Source organism: Streptomyces sp. NPDC003248 (assembly GCF_055563235.1).
This window is the reverse complement of record NZ_JBVHDT010000011.1, coordinates 105,833-123,006: the sequence shown is the minus strand read 5'-3', so window position 1 is coordinate 123,006 and position 17,174 is coordinate 105,833. Positions and strand designations below refer to the sequence as shown.

The following is a 17,174-nucleotide window of genomic DNA, read 5'->3' as shown; positions in this document are numbered from 1 at the left end:
GAGGGCGCCGGCGTGGCACTCGCTCGCTCGGGGGCGAGAGCCTCAGCCGGTGGGGAACGGCACCTTCGTCAGCTCTTCGGAGACCTGCCAGATGCGCCGGGCGTCCTCGGTGCCGCGGAGGCGGGAGTAGAGGTTCTGTTCGCCAGGACGGCCGCCGAGGTGACCGGGTCCGCTCGGTCCGTAGAGCCGGGCGCCCTGGGCGTCGGCGGCCGTCGCGGCGTAGAGGGCCGGAAGCTTCGCCGTCTCGACGGTCCCGAGAAGGATGCCGCGGGCGGACAGGGCGCTGATGAGCTTCCTGCCGCCGGTTTCCCTGTCGCGGCCGACCTCGGGACGCGCGGCGAGCAGGTTCGTCGGAGCGACCCCGGGGTGGGAGAGGTTGCTGGTGATGCCCCAGCCGCCGGCCTGACTGCGACGGTCGAGTTCGAGGCCGAAGAGCCCGAACGCGATCTTCGACTGGCTGTACGCCTTCATTCCGTCGTAGGAGCGTTCCCAGTCCAGGTCCTGCCAGTTGATGGCGCCCCTGTTCGCCGCGATGCTGATCTGCGAGGTCACGCGTGCGTGGCCGGCGCGCAGCAAGGGCAGCAGCTGGGCCACCAGCGCGAAGTGGCCGAGGTGGTTGGTGGCGAACTGGAGCTCGAACCCGTCGGCGGTCGTCCGCCGGTCGGGCGGCGTCATGACGCCGGCGTTGTTGATGAGGATGTGGATCGGTTCTCCCTGCGCTCGCAGGGTCTCGCCGAGGGCTGCGACGGAAGCGAGCGAGGACAGGTCGAGAGCGTGGAGGGACACGTTCGCCTGGGGCGTCGTCCGGCGGATCGCGGTGATCGCGGCCTGGCCCTTGTGTGGATTGCGCACCGGCAGGAGCACTTCGGCCCCGGCCGCGGCAAGCCTGGTGGCGAGGCCGAGCCCGATGCCGTCGCTCGCTCCGGTGACGACGGCGCGCTTGCCGGACAGGTCGGGGACGGTGATGTCGATGGGCCTGCGTGACATGTGTTCACTCCTGGAGGCGGTGTCGTTGCGTCCACCGTCGTGGAAGACGGCGGCGTTGTGCAGGGCTGGTCGATCCGCTGATACGGAGAGCCACACCCCGGCCGGAGCCGTGTCGGGGGATGCGGGCCCCGGGCAGCGATCGCCCGAAGGATCACCGGAGGGCAGGTGCCCGCCTGTGCAGCGACACGCTCGCCAAAGGGGGATCGCCAGGGCGTGGATCCGTGGATCCACGGGCGGTAGGAATGAGGCAGCGCCGAAGGAGGCACGCATGATGATCGACCGGAGCGGACTGGCGGAGTTCCTCAGGCGCCGCCGGGAGTCGTTGCAGCCCGAGGACGTCGGTCTGCCGCGTGGCCGGCGCCGCAGGACGAGCGGGCTGCGGCGGGAGGAGGTGGCCGCGCTCTGCCACATGTCGACCGACTACTACGCGCGGCTCGAGCGGGAGCGTGGCCCTCAGCCGTCCGAGCAGATGATCGCCTCCATCGCCCAGGGACTCCATCTCTCCCTCGACGAGCGTGACCACGTGTTCCGGCTCGCCGGACACAACCCGCCCGCGCGGGGTGAGGTCGGCGAGCACATCAGCCCCGGCCTGCTGCGCATCTTCGACCGCCTGCACGACACGCCCGCGGAGATCGTCACCGAACTCGGCGAGACGCTGCGACAGACCGCACTGGGCGTTGCGCTCACCGGCGACCAGACCGCCTTCACGGGCCCGGCCCGCAGCATCGGCTACCGATGGTTCACCGACCCCGCCACGCGACGGCTCTACGCTCCCGACGAGCACCCGTTCCTCACCCGCATGTTCGCCTCGGGCCTGCGCGGGGTGGTCACACTGCGCGGTCCCGGTTCCCGGGCGGCGCACCTCGCCGACCTGCTGCTCACTCGGAGCGAGGAGTTCCGGAAGGTGTGGAACGACCATGAGGTCGGCATCCGCCCCAGAGAGGTGAAGCACTTCACCCACCCCGTGCTCGGCGCGCTGGAGCTGACCTGCCAGACACTGCTCGACCCGAACCAGTCGCACGCGCTGCTCGTCTACACCGCCGTTCCCGGCAGTGAGAGCCACGAGAAGCTGCAACTGCTGTCCGTCATGGGAACGCAGGTGCTCCGTTAGCTTGATCTTCGACCTGTGCGGCGGGGCCGTGGGGGCGGCACCGGCCGGGCGGGAGCGTCCGGTCCAGCCCGGCCGGGCGGGAGGCGTTCAGTCCAGCAGCCCCAGCTCCCAGGCCGAGCGCAGTGCCATCCACACCTCGGTGAACGCCCCGGTCGAGAGCAGGTCGCGGCCGGTGAGGGCGCTGAAGCGGCGCAGCCGGTAGGTGAGGGTGTTGGGGTGGATGTGCAGGGCGGCCGCCGCCTCGTCGGTGCGCCGGTCGCGCTCCATCCAGGTGCGCACCGACTGCACCAGCCGGGCGTCGTGCTCGGCGTCGTAGCGCAGGGCCGCGCCGATGGTCTGCTCGACCAGGGCGTCCAGCGCGGCCGGGTCGTCGGGGAGCCAGCGGCCGACCGGGTCGCTGCCGTAGCGGACCAGGGGCCGGCCCGAGGCGGCGGCGTGCGAGGCCGCCCAGAGGGCCTCGCGCCGCGCGATGCGCAGGGACGCCCCGCAGGGCAGCGGCCGGCTGGTGCCGGCGGCCGCGCCGGGCAGGCCGGCGACCGTCTCGGCCACGTCGGGCGCGCCGAGCAGATACCGCTCCTCGCCGCGGTTGAGCAGCAGGAAGGGCTCGTCGTCCAGGGCGCGCAGCAGGTCCTGTTCGGTGACGCCCCGGACCACGGTGAGCTCGACGGTGCCCGTCAGGGAGTGACGGACCAGCCGGCGGGCGGCGGCCTCCTGGTCCAGGGTGCCCTGGAGCATCTCGGCGAGGATCTCGGTGCCCTCGCGGCGCAGGGTCTCGCGTTCGGTGCGGATCACCGCGAGCTGGAGCGCGGCCACCGTGGCGATGTGCTGGACCACGGCGAGGCCGGCCGGGCGGGCGCCGTCGCGCTCCAGGGCGATCAGGAAACCGGCCGCGCCGACCGGCGAGGGCACCGGCAGCACGAAACCGCCCGGGATGGTGGGCGGGGCGTCCGCCGAAGCGGGGACCAGCGCCGGGGCGGGCACCGGCACGCCCGGCAGCAGGGGCCGGCCCTGCGGGCTGCACAGCCGGATGTCGTACCCGGAGAGGTTCTCCAGGCGGCGGAAGAGCGTCGCGGTGTCCAGTTGCTCGGCGGCGAGCCAGCGCAGCGCGCCGAACACCTGGAGCTGGGCGCCCAGCCGGTGCCGGGCGTCCTCCTGCACCGCCGCCGCGACCTCCTGCGCGACCACGATGAACGGCACGGCGAGCGGCACTTCCAGGACCGGCATGCCGCGCTCCTCGGCGGTGTCGAAGAAGGCGCGCCGCAGCGGTGGCATGTGCAGCTGCACCGAGACCGCGAGCGCCGACACCCCGGCGTCGTCCAGCCGTTCCAGGTAGGCGCGCTGCGCGGCGGCCGACCGGGGCAGGGCGAGGCCCGTGGTCATGATCATTTCGGCGCCGAGCAGCCAGGGGGTGGGGTCCTCCAGTTCGCTCGCGTGGGCCCAGGACACCGACCGGTCCAGGCCCGCGCCGCCGGCCAGCAGCCGCAGCTGGAGCGCCGGGTAGGACAGCACTTCCCGGACGCTGACCCCGCGCTTCTTGTCGCCTTCCGGACGTCGTTTGTCGCCTTCCACAAATTCACCTCAGCTCTTTGTGCCTGTCACGATTGTCTCCCGGAGGGGGCGGCGCCCAGACTCGGCCCTGCCGGTACCCCGGCGCGCTCCGCCGGAGCAGGTGCCCGGCGCAGTCGAGCGCAGCGAGCAGGAAGGCAGCAGGCCATGACCGACCCACGTGGGCCCCTAACTCCCCGCGGACCCGTCGACTCCTCCCGGGTGCCGCGTTTCGCGGGACCGGCGACCTTCGCCCGGCTGCCGCGCCTGGACGAGGTCGAGCGGGCCGACGTGGCCGTCGTCGGGATCCCCTTCGACGCCGGAGTCTCCTACCGGCCGGGCGCCCGCTTCGGCGCCACCGCCGTCCGTGAGGCCAGCCGTCTGCTGCGCCCCTACAACCCGGCGCTGGACGTGTCGCCGTTCGCCACCCAGCAGGTCGCGGACGCCGGTGACATCGCCTGCAACCCGTTCAACATCGACGAGGCGATCGAGACCATCCAGGAGGCGGCCTCCTCGCTCCAGGCCGACGGCACCCGGCTGGTCACCCTCGGCGGCGACCACACCGTCGCGCTGCCGCTGCTGCGCGCCGTCGCCGAGCGGCACGGCCCGGTCGCGGTGCTCCACTTCGACGCGCACCTGGACACCTGGGACACCTACTTCGGGGCCGAGTACACGCACGGCACCCCGTTCCGCCGGGCGGTCGAGGAGGGCATCGTCGACACCTCCGCGCTCTCCCACGTCGGCACCCGCGGCCCGCTGTACGGCAAGCAGGACCTGACCGAGGACGAGAAGCTGGGCTTCGGCATCGTCACCTCCGCCGACGTCTACCGGCGCGGCGCCGACGAGGTCGCCGACCAGCTCCGCCAGCGCATAGGCGACCGCCCGCTGTACGTCTCCATCGACATCGACTGCCTGGACCCGGCGCACGCGCCCGGAACCGGCACCCCCGAGGCGGGCGGCATGACCTCCCGCGAGCTGCTGGAGATCCTGCGGGGCCTGGCCGGCTGCAACCTGGTCGGCGCCGACGTGGTGGAGGTCGCCCCGGCCTACGACCACGCCGAGATCACCGCGGTGGCCGCCTCGCACGTGGCCTACGACCTGGTCAGCCTGCTGGCGCTGGAGGCCTCCGGATGAGCGGCAAGGCCCCCGCGCTGAACGAGGTCGAGCAGTTCGGCATCGAGCGCATCCCCGACGCCGACCGCACGGCCAGGCCCCTGGACCTGTTCCGGCTGGCGTTCGGCGGCGCCAACACCTTCGCCACCTGTGTCCTGGGCGCCTTCCCGATCCTGTTCGGACTGTCGTTCCGACAGGCCCTGGTGGCGACCGTGCTGGGCCTGGTGGTCGGCTCGCTGATCCTGGCGCCGCTGGCCGTGTTCGGCCCGCGCAACGGCGTCAACAACGCGGTGTCCTCCTCCGCTCACCTCGGCGTGCACGGCCGTATCGTCGGCTCGTTCCTGTCGCTGCTGACCGCGGTCGCGTTCTTCTCGATCTCGGTGTGGTCCTCGGGCGACGCGCTGGTGGGCGGCGCCCACCGGCTGGTCCACCTGCCGCAGAACGACGTCACCTTCGCCCTGGCCTACGGCGTCTTCGCGGTGCTGGTGCTGGTCGTGTGCGTGTACGGCTTCCGGTTCATGCTGTTCGTGAACAAAATCGCGGTGATCGCGGCCTCGGCGCTGTTCGTGCTGGGTTTCATCGCCTTCGCCGGCGACTTCGACTTCGGTTACCAGGGTGCTTTCCCGTCGGTGTCGACGCCGGGCTTCTGGCCCTCGTTCATCGGCTCGGCGCTGATCGTGCTGTCCAACCCGGTGTCCTTCGGTGCCTTCCTGGGCGACTGGGCGCGCTACATCCCGGCCGAGACGCCGCGGGTGCGGGTGGTCGGCGCGGCGTTCGCCTCGCAGATCGCGACGCTGCTGCCGTTCCTGTTCGGCCTGGTCACCGCGTCGATCATCGCCACCAAGGCGGCGGCCTACATGGACCCGGCGGCGCCCAACTACGTCGGCGGCCTGCTCGCCACCGCCCCCACCTGGTACTTCCTGCCGGTCTGCCTGCTGGCGCTGATCGGCGGCCTGGCCACCGGCACCACCGCCCTGTACGGCACCGGTCTGGACTTCTCCAGCGTGTTCACCCGGTTCAGCCGGGTGCAGGCGACCGTGTTCATCGGTGTGCTGTCGATCGCGTTCATCTTCTTCGGCCGGTTCGCGATGAACCTGACGCAGTCGATCTCCACCTTCGCCACGCTGATCATCACCTGCACCGCGCCCTGGATGGTGATCATGATGCTGGGCTGGCTGACCCGTCGCGGCTGGTACGACGCCGACTCCCTCCAGGTGTTCAACCGGCGCCAGCGCGGCGGCCGCTACTGGTTCGCCCACGGCTGGAACTGGCGCGGCATGGGCACCTGGTTCGCCTCGGCGATCCTCGCCCTGCTCTTCGTCAACCTGCCGGGCCAGTTCGTCGGCCCGCTCGGCGACGTGGCCGGCGGCGTCGACGTCTCCCTGCCGGTCGGCCTGGTGCTGGCCGCCGTGCTCTACCTGGCGCTGCTGCTGCTGTTCCCGGAGCCCCGGGCCGTCTACGGGCCGGACGGGCCGCGCCTGGTGCGCAGCTCCGACACCCCGGTCCCGCCGATCACCGGCGGCGACCCGTCGGCCCCGGTCGCCGCACGGGCATCGGTCTGACCCGCTTCCCCGGCGGCGGGAGCGCCCGCCGCCCCGCCGCCGGGGTCCTCACACGTGTACGACACCGGGCAAAGGAGCCCCCCCATGACCGAAGAGGTCCTGCGCGCCGCCGACGAACTGGTGGCCGCCTTCGCCGAGGGCCGGCTGGACGACTACTTCGCCGCCTTCGACCCGGACGCCACCTTCGTCTTCCACACCGCCCCGGAGCGGATCGCCTCCACGGCCGACTACCGCGCGCTGTGGGAGCGGTGGGTCGCCGAGGACGGCTTCCGGATCGTGGACTGCGTCTCCTCCGGCCAGGTCGTCCAGTGCTTCGGCGACACCGCCGTCTTCAGCCACGACGTGGCGACCACGGTGAGCACCACGGCCGGCACCGAGTCCCTCTCCGAGCGGGAGACGATCGTCTTCCGCCGCGCCGGGCAGGGCCGCTGGCTGGCCGTCCACGAGCATCTGTCGCCCGCCGCGGCGGCCTGACGCCCTCCGGCGCCCAGGCCTGTCGTTCGGATCAGGTCGCAGGGACCTGACAGCGCCCTGTGAGCGCCGGTGAGCGGGGGGCTGGTGCGTGCAGCTGCACGGCGGAGGGCGTCGATGCGGAGCATCGGCAACCGACGACAACGCCGCAGATGCGCGTGCCGGACCCCGCGTCTGCGGCGTGATCCGAACGACAGGCCCTGAGGCCCCGGCGCACCGCGAGCAAGAAACACCCCACCACCCCGGCCCCCGCACCACCAGGGCCGGGGCGAAGGAACACCCCGCACCGGCCGTGTCACCCGCCGGGGGCGGACGAAAGAGGAAACAGGTCATGAGCGAGCTTCTTGCGCTGCGCAACCACATCGACGGCGCGTCCGTGGACGCGGCCGACGGCCGCCGTCTCGACGTGGTCGATCCGGTCACCGGCGAGGTGTACGCCCAGGCGTCGCTGTCCGGCGCGGCGGACGTGGACGCGGCGATGGCCGCGGCGGCGCGCGCCTTCCCCGTCTGGCGGGACGCCACCCCCGCGACCCGGCAGCGGCTGCTGCTGCGGATCGCCGACGCGGTGGAGGCCCGGGCCGGCGACCTCGCCGACGCCGAGTGCCGCGACACCGGCAAGCCGCGCGCGCTGACCCTCACCGAGGAGATCGCCCCGGCCGTCGACACCATCCGCTTCTTCGCGGGCGCGGCCCGGATGCTGGAGGGCCGCTCGGCCGGCGAGTACACCGAGGGCATGACCTCGATCGTCCGGCGGGAGCCGGTCGGGGTGTGCGCGCAGGTGGCGCCGTGGAACTACCCGCTGATGATGGCGGTGTGGAAGTTCGCGCCGGCGATCGCGGCCGGCAACACCGTGGTGCTGAAGCCGTCCGACACCACCCCCGCCTCCACCGTGCTGCTGGCCGGGATCGTCGGCGAGGTGCTGCGCGAGCTGGACCTGCCGGCCGGGGTGTTCAACGTGGTGTGCGGCGACCGGGACACCGGCCGTCTGATGGTGGAGCACCCGGTGCCCGCCATGGCCGCGATCACCGGCTCGGTGCGGGCCGGCATGGAGGTCGCCGCCTCGGCGGCCCGGGACGTCAAGCGGGTCCACCTGGAGCTGGGCGGGAAGGCGCCGGCGCTGGTCTTCGCGGACGCCGACCTCACCGCGGCCGCCGAGGGCATCGCCGCGGGCGGCTACTTCAACGCCGGCCAGGACTGCACCGCCGCGACCCGGGTGCTGGTGCACGCCTCGGTGCACGACGCGTTCGTCACCGAGCTGACCAAGGCCGCCGAGGCCCTGCGCACCGGGGGCGGCACGGACGACGAGGACATGTTCTTCGGTCCGCTGAACAACGCGGACCAGCTGGCCCGGGTGGCCGGGTTCGTCGAGCGGCTGCCGGGGCACGCCACCGTCGCGACCGGCGGCCACCGGGTGGGCGGGCGCGGTTACTTCTACGCCCCGACCGTGGTGACCGGGGTGCGCCAGGACGACGAGATCGTGCAGAACGAGGTGTTCGGTCCCGTCGTCACCGTGCAGTCCTTCACCGACGAGGAGGAGGCCCTCGCCTGCGCCAACGGCGTGGAGTACGCGCTGGCCTCCTCGGTCTGGACCCGCGACCACGCCCGCGCGATGCGGATGTCCCGGGCCCTGGACTTCGGGTGCGTGTGGATCAACACCCACATGACGCTGGTCTCGGAGATGCCGCACGGCGGCTACAAGAAGTCCGGCTACGGCAAGGACCTCTCCGCCTACGGCTTCGAGGACTACACCCGGATCAAGCACGTCATGACCGCGCTCTGACGCATCCCGGTACGCCCCCGCCGTCGCCCGCCGCGGCCCTCCAAGATGGTGGGCGCGGCGTGGCGCACGGCGGGGGCGGTCTCCTCGGAGAACGACGAACCTGGCCGGTTGCCGTCCCTGCCCGGAGCGGGGCAGGGACGGTTCCGGGCAGGGCCACCACGGGGTTCGGGTCTCAGGCCGCCGCCGCGGCCGTCCGCTCCGCCCCGTCCCGGTGGATCGGCGTGCCCGATCCGGTCAGCGGCAGCCCCGTGCCGCCCCGCCGGACCGCGACGATCTCCGCCGCGATGGACAGCGCGGTCTCCTCCGGCGTGCGGGCGCCGAGGTCGAGCCCGATCGGCGAGTGCAGCCGGGCCAGCTCCGACTCGGTCAGGCCCACGTCGCGCAGCCGCCGGTCGCGGTCCTCGTGCGTGCGGCGCGAACCCATCGCGCCGACGAACGCCACCGGCAGCCGCAGGGCCGTCTCCAGCAGGGGCACGTCGAACTTGGCGTCGTGGGTGAGCACGCACAGCACGGTGCGCGCGTCGGTCGGCGTGCTCCGCAGGTAGCGGTGCGGCCAGTCGACCACGACGTCGTCCGCCTCGGGGAAGCGGGCCGGGGTGGCGAAGACCGGCCGGGCGTCGCACACGGTCACCCGGTATCCCAGGAACTTCCCCGCGCGGACGAGCGCCGCGGCGAAGTCCACCGCGCCGAACACGATCATGCGCGGCGGCGGCACGCTCGACTCGACCAGCAGGGTGAGACCGCCGGGGCAGTGCGATCCGTCCTCCGAGAGGCCGACCGTACCGGTGCGCCCGGCCTCCAGCAGGGCGTGCGCCTCGGCCGCCGCGGTGCGGTCCAGGTGCGGGTGACCGCCCAGCGCGCCCTCGTACGAGCCGTCGGGGCGCACGAGCAGGGCGCGGCCCAGGAGGCCGGCCGGGCCCCGCACCACCCGGGCCAGGGCCGCCGGCCGGCCCCGGGCGGCGGACGCCAGCGCCGCGGCGAACACCGCCCTGACGGGTGCCTGCGCGGCGACCGGGGTGACCATCACCTCGACGGTCCCGCCGCAGGTCAGTCCGACCGCGAAGGCGTCCTCGTCGCTGTAGCCGAACCGTTCGGTCACCGTGCGGCCGTCCCCCAGCGCCTGGCGGCACAGGTCGTACACCGCTCCCTCCACGCAGCCGCCGGAGACCGAGCCGATCACCGTGCCGTCGCGGTCTACGGCGAGGGCGGCGCCGGGGCCGCGCGGCGCGCTGCCGTCGACGGTGACGACGGTGGCCACCGCGAAGTCCCTGCCCTGAGCGACCCAGCGTTCCAGTTCCTCGGCGAGGTCAAGCATCCGGCGCTCCGCCGGCGGCCCGCAGGACGCGGTCGGGCCGCAGGACGCGGTCGGGCCGGATGGGCAGGTTCCGGTGGCGGATGCCGGTCGCGTGCCAGACGGCGTTGGCGACGGCGGCCGCGGCGCCCACGACGCCGATCTCGCCGACGCCCTTGATGCCGACCGGGTCGTCCGGGTCGACGTCGTCCACCCAGTCGGCCTCGACGCGGGTCACGTCGGCGTGCGCGGCGAAGTGGTAGCCGGCGAGGTCGGCGCCGACGTGGGCGCCCAGGTCGCCGTCGCGGACGGCCTCCTCGTGCAGGGCCATGGAGATGCCCCAGATCATGCCGCCGACGAGCTGGTTGCGTGCCGTGAGCGGGTTGACGATACGTCCGGCCGCGAAGATGCCGAGCATGCGCCGTACGCGCACCTCGCCGGTCGTGACGTCCACGGCGACCTCGGCGAACTGCGCCCCGTAGGAGTGCCGTTCCACGGGCGGCAGCGCGCCGACGGCGGCGGAGGTGTCCGAGCGCGCCGTGATGCCCTCGGGCGGCACGGTGCCGCCCGGGACGAGCCGCTCCCGCAGGTCGCGTGCGGCGGCCTCGACCGCCCACGCCCAGGAGCGGGTGCCCATGGAGCCGCCCGCGATCATCGCCGGGCCGAAGTCGCTGTCGCCGATCCGCACCCGGACGCGGTCCCGCGTGGTGGCCAGGGCGTCGGCTGCGATCAGGGTGAGCGCGGTGCGCGCGCCGGTGCCGATGTCCGCGGCGGCGATCCGCACGGTGAAGGTGCCGTCGGCCTCGGCGGTCACGGCCGCCGTGGAGGGTGCGGCCCCCGCGCCGAAGGAGGCCGCCGCGGTACCGGTGCCGAGCAGCCAGCGTCCGTCCCGGCGCAGGCCGGGGCGCGGGTCCCGGCCCGCCCAGCCGAAGCGGCGGGCGCCCTCCCGGAAGCAGGCGACCAGGTTGCGGCTGCCGAACGGCAGTCCGGAGACGGGGCCCTTGTCGGGCTCGTTGCGCAGGCGCAGTTCGATCGGGTCGACGCCGCACTTCTCGGCGAGTTCGTCGAGCGCGGCCTCCAGCGCGTACGAACCCGGCGCCTCGCCCGGCGCGCGCATCCACGTGGGGGTCGGCACGTCGAGGCGTACGACCCGGTTGGCGGTGTGGTGGGCGTCGGCGTCGTACATCACCCGGGCCACCCCGGCGCTCGGCTCGACGAACTCGTGCACCGTGGAGGTGACGCTGAGCGAGGTGTGCTCCAGGGCGCGCAGCCGTCCGTCCGCGTCGGCGCCGAGCCTGACCCGCTGCACGGTGGGGCTGCGGTAGCCGGCCAGGGAGAACATCTGGCGGCGCGTCATGACGAGCCGCACCGGGCGCCGCAGGACGGTCGCGGCCATCACCGCGCCCACCTGGTGCGCGCGTACGCCCTTGCTGCCGAAGCCGCCGCCGACGTGCTCGGAGCGCACCCGCACCGAGGAGGGGTCGAGCGAGAACATCCGGGCCAGCTCGTTCTGGACCCAGGTGGTGCCCTGGTTGGAGTCGACGACCTCGAGCCGGCCGCCGTCCCACAGGGCGGTCGCCCCGTGCGGCTCCATCGGGTTGTGGTGTTCCTCCGGCGTGGTGTACTCGGCGTCCAGGACGACGGCGGACGCGGCGAGCTGTGCCTCCAGGTCCCCCTTCTCCGTCACCGCCGGCATGTGACCGTCCACCGGGTGGGCGTCCGGGTGGTCTCCGGTGAAGGCGACGTCGTGCGGCTGCTGTTCGTAGTGCACGACCAGCGTCTCCGCCGCCTCCCTGGCCTGTTCGGGCGTCTCCGCGACGACCAGGGCCACCGGCCAGCCCGCGTGCGGCACGCGGTCGTGCTGGAAGAGGGCGGCGGTGGGGTCCGGCCGGGTCCCCAGCATGCTGACGAAGTCGATGTCGACGCGGGGGGCGTTGCCGTGGTGCAGGACGGTGAGGACCCCGGGCATGCGCAGGACGGGGCCGTCCTCCACGGAGCGGATCCGGCCGCGGGCGACGGTGGAGAGCACCAGCCAGCCGTGGGCGAGCCCGGCGAAGGGGATCTCGCCCGCGTAGCGGGCGGCTCCGGTGACCTTGTCCCGGCCCTCCACCCGGGTGTGCGCGGTGCCGACGGCAGGGTGCGCGGTCGCGGCCGCGGTGGTGGTGGTCATCGGGCGGCCTCCTCGGTGAGTTCGCTGAGCACGGCGACCACGAGGTTGCGCATCAGGGTCACCTTGTACGCGTTGTGGGGCAGCGGCCGGGCGGCGGCCAGTTCGGCGTCCGCGGCGGCGGCGAAGGTCGCGGCGTCGGCCGGTGCGCCGGTGAGAACGCGCTCGGCGGCCGTGGCGCGCCAGGGCCGGGACGCGACCGCCCCGAGGGCCAGGCGCGCCTCCCGTACGACGCCGTCCCGGACGTCGAGCGCGGCGGCGACCGAGCCGACGGCGAACGCGTAGCTGGCGCGCTCGCGCACCTTGCGGTAACGCGAGTGCGCGGCCACGGGGGCGGGCGGCAGCGTCACGCCGGTGATCAGCGCCCCCGGCGGCAGGGCGGTCTCCCGGTGCGGGGTGTCGCCCACGGGCAGGTAGAACGCGCCGATCGGCGTCTCGCCGGGCCCGTCGGCGGTCTCGTAGGTGACGACGGCGTCGAAGGCGGTCAGTGCCACGCCCAGGTCCGAGGGGTGCACGGCCACGCAGTGCTCGGAGGCGCCCAGGACGGCGTGGTTGTGGTGCTCGCCCCTGACGGCGGGGCAGCCGCTGCCGGGGACGCGCTTGTTGCACGGCTTGGTGGTGTCGGTGAAGTAGCCGCAGCGGGTGCGCTGGAGCAGGTTCCCGCCGACCGTGGCCATGTTGCGCAGCTGCCCGGAGGCACCGGCGAGCACGGCCTGCGCCAGCGCCGGGTAGCGGCGCCGGACCTCGGGGTGGGCGGCGAGGTCGCTGTTGGTGACGGTGGCGCCGATGCGCAGCCCGCCGTCCCGCGCCGGCTCGATGTCGTCCAGCGGCAGTTCGCGGATGTCGACGAGGCGGCCGGGCCGCTCCACGCCGGTCTTCATCAGGTCGACGAGGTTGGTGCCGCCGCCGACGTACCGCGCGTCCGGATCGGCGTCGAGCAGCGCCACCGCGCCGGCGACGTCGTACGCGCGCTGGTAGCCGAACTCCCTCATGCCGCGCTCTCCTCACCGGCCGCGACGCGCTCACCGGCCGCGACGCGCTCACCGGTCGCGACGCGCTCGTCGGCCGCGGCCGCCCGGGCGACCGCCCGGACGATCGACACGTACGCGCCGCAGCGGCACAGGTTGCCGCTCATCCGCTCGCGGATCTCGTCGTCGGTCAGCGGTGGCGGCCCGGCCTCGGGGCGGACGTCGCCGGTGGCGGCGCTCGGCCAGCCCGCGGCGTGCTCCTCGATCACGGCGATGGCCGAACAGATCTGGCCCGGCGTGCAGTAGCCGCACTGGTAGCCGTCCAGGTCGAGGAACGTCTGCTGCACGGGGTGCAGCCGGTCGCCGTCGGCGACCCCTTCGATGGTGGTGATCTCCCGGCCCTCGGCCGCCACCGCGAGCTGTAAACAGGAGACGGCCCGGCGGCCGTCGATCAGTACCGTGCAGGCGCCGCACTGTCCCTGGTCGCAGCCCTTCTTGGTGCCGGTCAGGTCGAGGCGCTCGCGCAGCGCGTCGAGCAGGGTGGTGCGGTGGTCGACGGAGAGCGCGTGCTTCTCGCCGTTGACGTTCAGGGTGACGGCGCTGTACGTCGACGTGGTGGGCGGGGCCATGATCAGCCTTCTTTCGCATGTCCGGAGCGCGTCGGCGGGACGGTCCGGCGGGCGTGAACCTGGGCGGGGTGGCGCTGTACGGGGCGGTGCCGGCTTGTCATCATGCGGACACGGGGAAGGAACCCCGGGGCGGCCGTCCGGCCCGGATCGCGTCCGCCCCTGAACTGGACTCAAACGGACAGTTGTCCGTTAATGAGAAACGTAGCGGACAACTGTCCGCTCAGCAAGGCCGGTTCGCGGAACCGGGCTGACGAGGAGGACGAGTGCGGCAGAACAAGGACGCGCCCCTGCGCTCGGATGCGCAGCGCAACCGCGAGCGCATCCTGGAAGTGGCCCTGGCCGAACTGACGCGTTGCGCGGACGCCCCGTTGAGCCTGATAGCCAAGAAGGCGGGCGTCGGACAGGGCACGTTCTACCGCAACTTCCCCAACCGCGAGGCCCTGGTCCTGGAGATCTACCGCCACGAGATGCAGCAGGTCGCCGACTCCGCGGCCCAGCTGCTCCAGACCCGGGAGCCGGACCGCGCCCTGCGGGAGTGGATGGACCACCTCGCCCGGTTCGCCATGGCCAAGGCCGGCCTCGCGGACGCCATCCGCCAGGTCACCGGCGCCCCGGGGAGCCCGGAGAAACCGGCCCCCACCCCCGTGGCCGACGCGGCCGAGGCCCTGCTGCGGGCCGGCGAGGAAGCCGGCACCATCCGCCCGGGAGTGACCGGCGAGGACTTCCTCCTGCTCATCGCCGGCCTCTGGATGATCGATCCGGGCGGCGAGTGGCAGCCGCGGGTCACCCGCCTCCTGGACCTCGTCATGGCCGGCCTGCGGACGGGAGCGCCCTCCTAGGGCCCGGAGGCCGGCCGGACATGACCCGGACCGCCACGCGGCCGGGGCGGGAGCGGACCGAGCGGGGCCGGGTCGCGGGGGACGGCCGAAACGAGAACAGACCGACCGCACCCCACCCAGGCCGCGAGGGACGACCGAAACGAGAACAGACCCACCGCACCCCAGGCCGCGAGGGACGCCCCGGTGCGCCGCTCGACGTCACTCCCCCGGCATCCGGAACCTCCTTACCCGGGCGGGAGCGGGGCCGGTCGACTCGCGCGGGACATAGGCGGTGTGGAGGGTGTGGCGGCGGGTCCGGGCCGTGGAGCCATTGATGCGGCGGACCAGGATGTCGGCCGCCAGCCCGCCCAGGTCCTGGACCGGTTGGCTGACCACGCTCAGCCGGGGCCGGACGAGGGTGGCCCACTCCGCGTCGTCGAAGCCGATGACGGAGACGTCGTCGGGGATGCGGGCTCCGAGGTCGAGCAGGGCGTCGAGGGTCCCGAGCGTGGCCACGTCGTCGGTGGCGAACAGCGCGGTGGGCCGGTCGGGTGAGCTCATCAGCTCCATGACGGCGGAGCGCGCCCAGGTCCGGTCGTATCCGGTGTGCCGGATGAGTTCCGCCCCGCGCGGGATACCGGCGGCACGCAGCGCCTTGCGGTAGCCGGTGAGTCGCTCGGTCGTGGTCCAGATGTCCGCGCCCGGCGCGAGCAGCGCGGCGTTCTCGTCGGGAGACGCCGAGGTGATCACCGCGATGCGGGTGTGCCCGGCATCCGTGAACCTGGCCACCGCGGCCTGGGCGGCACCGCGGTTGTCCACCACCACCGTGTCGAGCGCGGCGCCGCTGACCACACGGTCCAGAAGGACCACCGGGATGCCCGCGGCGACGGCCTTGTCGAGGTGGTCGTGATCGGCGGCCGCGGGTGCCACGACCAGGCCGTCCACGCGCCGCTCGATGAACATCTGCACCGCGGCCTTCTCCGTCTCGCCGTTCTCGTCGCTGTTGGCGAGGACGACCTGGAGGCCGGCCTTGGCCGCGACGTCGGTGACCCCGCGCACGGCGCGGGCGAAGTAGGCGTTCTCGATGTCGGCGACGACCACGCCCAGCGTGTGGGTGCGTCCGCTGATCATGCTCCGGGCCACCGCGTTGGTGCTGTAGCCCAGTTCGGCGGCGGCGGCGAGCACCCGTTCCCTGGTGGCCGGGCTCGCCGAGCCGTATCCGCCCAGGACGCGTGCGGCGGTGGCCTGTCCGACGCCGGCGTGCCGGGCGACGTCGGGGATGGTGACGCGGCGCGGCGGCCGTGGAGTGTTCGGCATGGGCGGTCTCTTCGTGAGGGGCGGCTCGGTGGACGCTGGGGAACGGGGCGATGAAATCCGGCGCCATTCAACCATTGACGGACGGCGGCTGCCGGTGGGTAAGGTACGGGTCCGTTGGTAACGTTATCAACTCTCACCGGCACCCGCTCGCCTGCCTTTTCCCCCGGGCCGACCACAGCACGCCCCTGCCCCTGGCGGCCCCGATCCCACGCCCCGAACACCGGAGGTCTCACGGATGGCAACCGACACCCTTTCGCCGCCACCGGCCGCAGGACCGGCCATCGCGCTCGTCGACGTGGCCAAGGACTTCGGCGGCACCCGGAACGCGGCAGCCGTCCGCGGCGTCGACCTCTCCATCGGCGAAGGGGAGTTCTTCTCGCTGCTGGGCCCCTCCGGCTGCGGCAAGACCACCACGCTGAGGATGATCGCCGGCTTCGAGGAACCGACCCGCGGACAGATCCTGCTGCACGGCCGTGACATGGTCGGCGTGCCGGCCGACAAGCGCGACGTCAACATGGTCTTCCAGTCCTACGCCCTCTTCCCGCACCTCAGCGTCGCCGACAACGTGGCGTTCGGGCTGCGCCGCAAGCGCGTGCCCAAGGACGAGGTCCGCGACCGGGTCCAGAAGATCCTGCGCACCGTCGAACTCGCCGACAAGGCCGACCGCCGCCCCAGCCGGCTCTCCGGCGGCCAGCAGCAACGCGTCGCACTCGCCCGCGCCCTGGTCAACCGCCCCCGCGCGCTGCTGCTGGACGAGCCCCTCGGCGCCCTCGACCTGAAGCTCCGCCAGTCCATGCAGCTGGAGCTCAAGCGGATCCAGCGCGAGGTGGGCATCACCTTCATCTACGTCACGCACGACCAGGCCGAGGCCCTGACCATGTCCGACCGGATCGCGGTGATGAACCACGGCCTGGTCGAGCAGGTCGCCCCTCCCCGGGAGGTGTACGAACGGCCCGCCACCGCGTTCGTCGCCGGTTTCATCGGCACGTCCAACCTGATCGGCGGACGGCTGGCCTCCGTGGAAGCGGAGACCGGGGTGCTCGACCTCGGCGACGGCCAGCGCGTCACCGTCCCCCTGCGCGGCTCCCGCACCGCCGGGTCGGCCGTCGAGCTCACGGTGCGGCCGGAGAAGATCACGCTGACCGCCGGGCCGGCCGACGCCGCGAGCCGTATCCGCGGCACCGTCCGGGAGGTGGTCTACCTCGGTACCTCCACCAGCTACACGGTGGACACCGCCGCGGGCGCGGAGATGACGGTCTTCCAGCCCAACGACGGCACCGCGTCCGTCAGCCCCGCCCGCGGCGACACCGTCTGGCTCTCCTGGGCCGTCGACCACTCCTACCTGCTCACCACCGCACCCGCACCCGCGGCGACCGCCGCGGACCCGGCTTCCCTCACCCCGCGCTGACGACAGG

General features: G+C 73.5%; 14 protein-coding genes. 7 read left to right on the top strand and 7 right to left on the bottom strand.

Annotated elements, in window-relative coordinates; genetic code table 11:
• Positions 1-42: 42 nt before the first annotated feature.
• Entirely contained in the window at positions 43-987 is a 945-nt protein-coding gene (locus ACZ3KJ_RS24630) for an SDR family oxidoreductase (RefSeq protein WP_467530084.1), read from the bottom strand.
• Positions 988-1,255: 268 nt separating this feature from the next.
• On the opposite strand from ACZ3KJ_RS24630, the gene ACZ3KJ_RS24625 reads away from it, so the two are divergent.
• Positions 1,256-2,098 carry a helix-turn-helix transcriptional regulator gene (locus ACZ3KJ_RS24625; protein ID WP_467530083.1) on the top strand — a complete coding sequence of 281 codons (843 nt, stop codon included), beginning with the start codon at positions 1,256-1,258 and terminating at the stop codon, positions 2,096-2,098.
• 87 nt (positions 2,099-2,185) lie between these two features.
• Here ACZ3KJ_RS24625 and ACZ3KJ_RS24620 read toward each other — a convergent pair whose 3' ends face one another.
• Positions 2,186-3,667 carry a PucR family transcriptional regulator gene (locus tag ACZ3KJ_RS24620; protein ID WP_467530081.1) on the bottom strand — a complete coding sequence of 494 codons (1,482 nt, stop codon included), beginning with the start codon at positions 3,665-3,667 and terminating at the stop codon, positions 2,186-2,188.
• 144 nt (positions 3,668-3,811) lie between these two features.
• Between ACZ3KJ_RS24620 and speB the strand changes: the two genes are divergently transcribed.
• The 4 genes from speB to ACZ3KJ_RS24600 all read left to right on the top strand — a co-directional run bounded on the left by speB (position 3,812) and on the right by ACZ3KJ_RS24600 (position 8,569).
• Positions 3,812-4,777, top strand: a complete 966-nt coding sequence (speB, locus tag ACZ3KJ_RS24615) for an agmatinase (protein ID WP_467530079.1) — start codon at positions 3,812-3,814, stop codon at positions 4,775-4,777.
• Entirely contained in the window at positions 4,774-6,318 is a 1,545-nt protein-coding gene (locus ACZ3KJ_RS24610) for a purine-cytosine permease family protein (RefSeq protein WP_467530078.1), read from the top strand. Before speB ends, ACZ3KJ_RS24610 begins: the two co-directional genes overlap by 4 nt.
• A gap of 84 nt (positions 6,319-6,402) precedes the next feature.
• Positions 6,403-6,792 carry a nuclear transport factor 2 family protein gene (locus ACZ3KJ_RS24605; RefSeq protein ID WP_467530076.1) on the top strand — a complete coding sequence of 130 codons (390 nt, stop codon included), beginning with the start codon at positions 6,403-6,405 and terminating at the stop codon, positions 6,790-6,792.
• Between the two features lie 328 nt (positions 6,793-7,120).
• Positions 7,121-8,569: a gamma-aminobutyraldehyde dehydrogenase gene (locus tag ACZ3KJ_RS24600; RefSeq protein WP_467530075.1), complete on the top strand. Its 1,449-nt coding sequence runs from the start codon at positions 7,121-7,123 to the stop codon at positions 8,567-8,569.
• 172 nt (positions 8,570-8,741) lie between these two features.
• Here ACZ3KJ_RS24600 and ACZ3KJ_RS24595 read toward each other — a convergent pair whose 3' ends face one another.
• From ACZ3KJ_RS24595 to ACZ3KJ_RS24580, 4 genes are read right to left on the bottom strand one after another with little or no spacing between them, the layout of a single operon-like run.
• A complete protein-coding gene (locus ACZ3KJ_RS24595) occupies positions 8,742-9,884 on the bottom strand; it encodes an XdhC family protein (RefSeq protein ID WP_467530074.1) in 1,143 nt (380 codons plus the stop codon).
• The gene (locus tag ACZ3KJ_RS24590) at positions 9,877-12,030 is read right to left on the bottom strand and encodes a xanthine dehydrogenase family protein molybdopterin-binding subunit (protein WP_467530073.1); all 2,154 of its coding nucleotides are present in this window, start codon (positions 12,028-12,030) and stop codon (positions 9,877-9,879) included. Before ACZ3KJ_RS24590 ends, ACZ3KJ_RS24595 begins: the two co-directional genes overlap by 8 nt.
• Positions 12,027-13,019: an FAD binding domain-containing protein gene (locus ACZ3KJ_RS24585; RefSeq protein ID WP_467530071.1), complete on the bottom strand. Its 993-nt coding sequence runs from the start codon at positions 13,017-13,019 to the stop codon at positions 12,027-12,029. The genes ACZ3KJ_RS24590 and ACZ3KJ_RS24585 overlap by 4 nt, the downstream gene beginning before the upstream one ends.
• Entirely contained in the window at positions 13,016-13,624 is a 609-nt protein-coding gene (locus tag ACZ3KJ_RS24580) for a 2Fe-2S iron-sulfur cluster-binding protein (protein ID WP_467530069.1), read from the bottom strand. The genes ACZ3KJ_RS24585 and ACZ3KJ_RS24580 overlap by 4 nt, the downstream gene beginning before the upstream one ends.
• Positions 13,625-13,887: 263 nt before the next feature.
• Between ACZ3KJ_RS24580 and ACZ3KJ_RS24575 the strand changes: the two genes are divergently transcribed.
• Positions 13,888-14,463: a TetR/AcrR family transcriptional regulator gene (locus ACZ3KJ_RS24575; protein ID WP_467530067.1), complete on the top strand. Its 576-nt coding sequence runs from the start codon at positions 13,888-13,890 to the stop codon at positions 14,461-14,463.
• A 198-nt stretch (positions 14,464-14,661) separates the two neighbouring features.
• On the opposite strand, the gene ACZ3KJ_RS24570 is transcribed toward ACZ3KJ_RS24575, so the two are convergent.
• Positions 14,662-15,759 (bottom strand): LacI family DNA-binding transcriptional regulator, encoded by a 1,098-nt coding sequence (locus ACZ3KJ_RS24570; RefSeq protein WP_467530066.1) that lies wholly within the window; start codon positions 15,757-15,759, stop codon positions 14,662-14,664.
• Positions 15,760-15,994: 235 nt separating this feature from the next.
• Between ACZ3KJ_RS24570 and ACZ3KJ_RS24565 the strand changes: the two genes are divergently transcribed.
• Positions 15,995-17,167: an ABC transporter ATP-binding protein gene (locus ACZ3KJ_RS24565; protein WP_467530064.1), complete on the top strand. Its 1,173-nt coding sequence runs from the start codon at positions 15,995-15,997 to the stop codon at positions 17,165-17,167.
• The last annotated feature ends 7 nt before the right edge of the window (positions 17,168-17,174 follow it).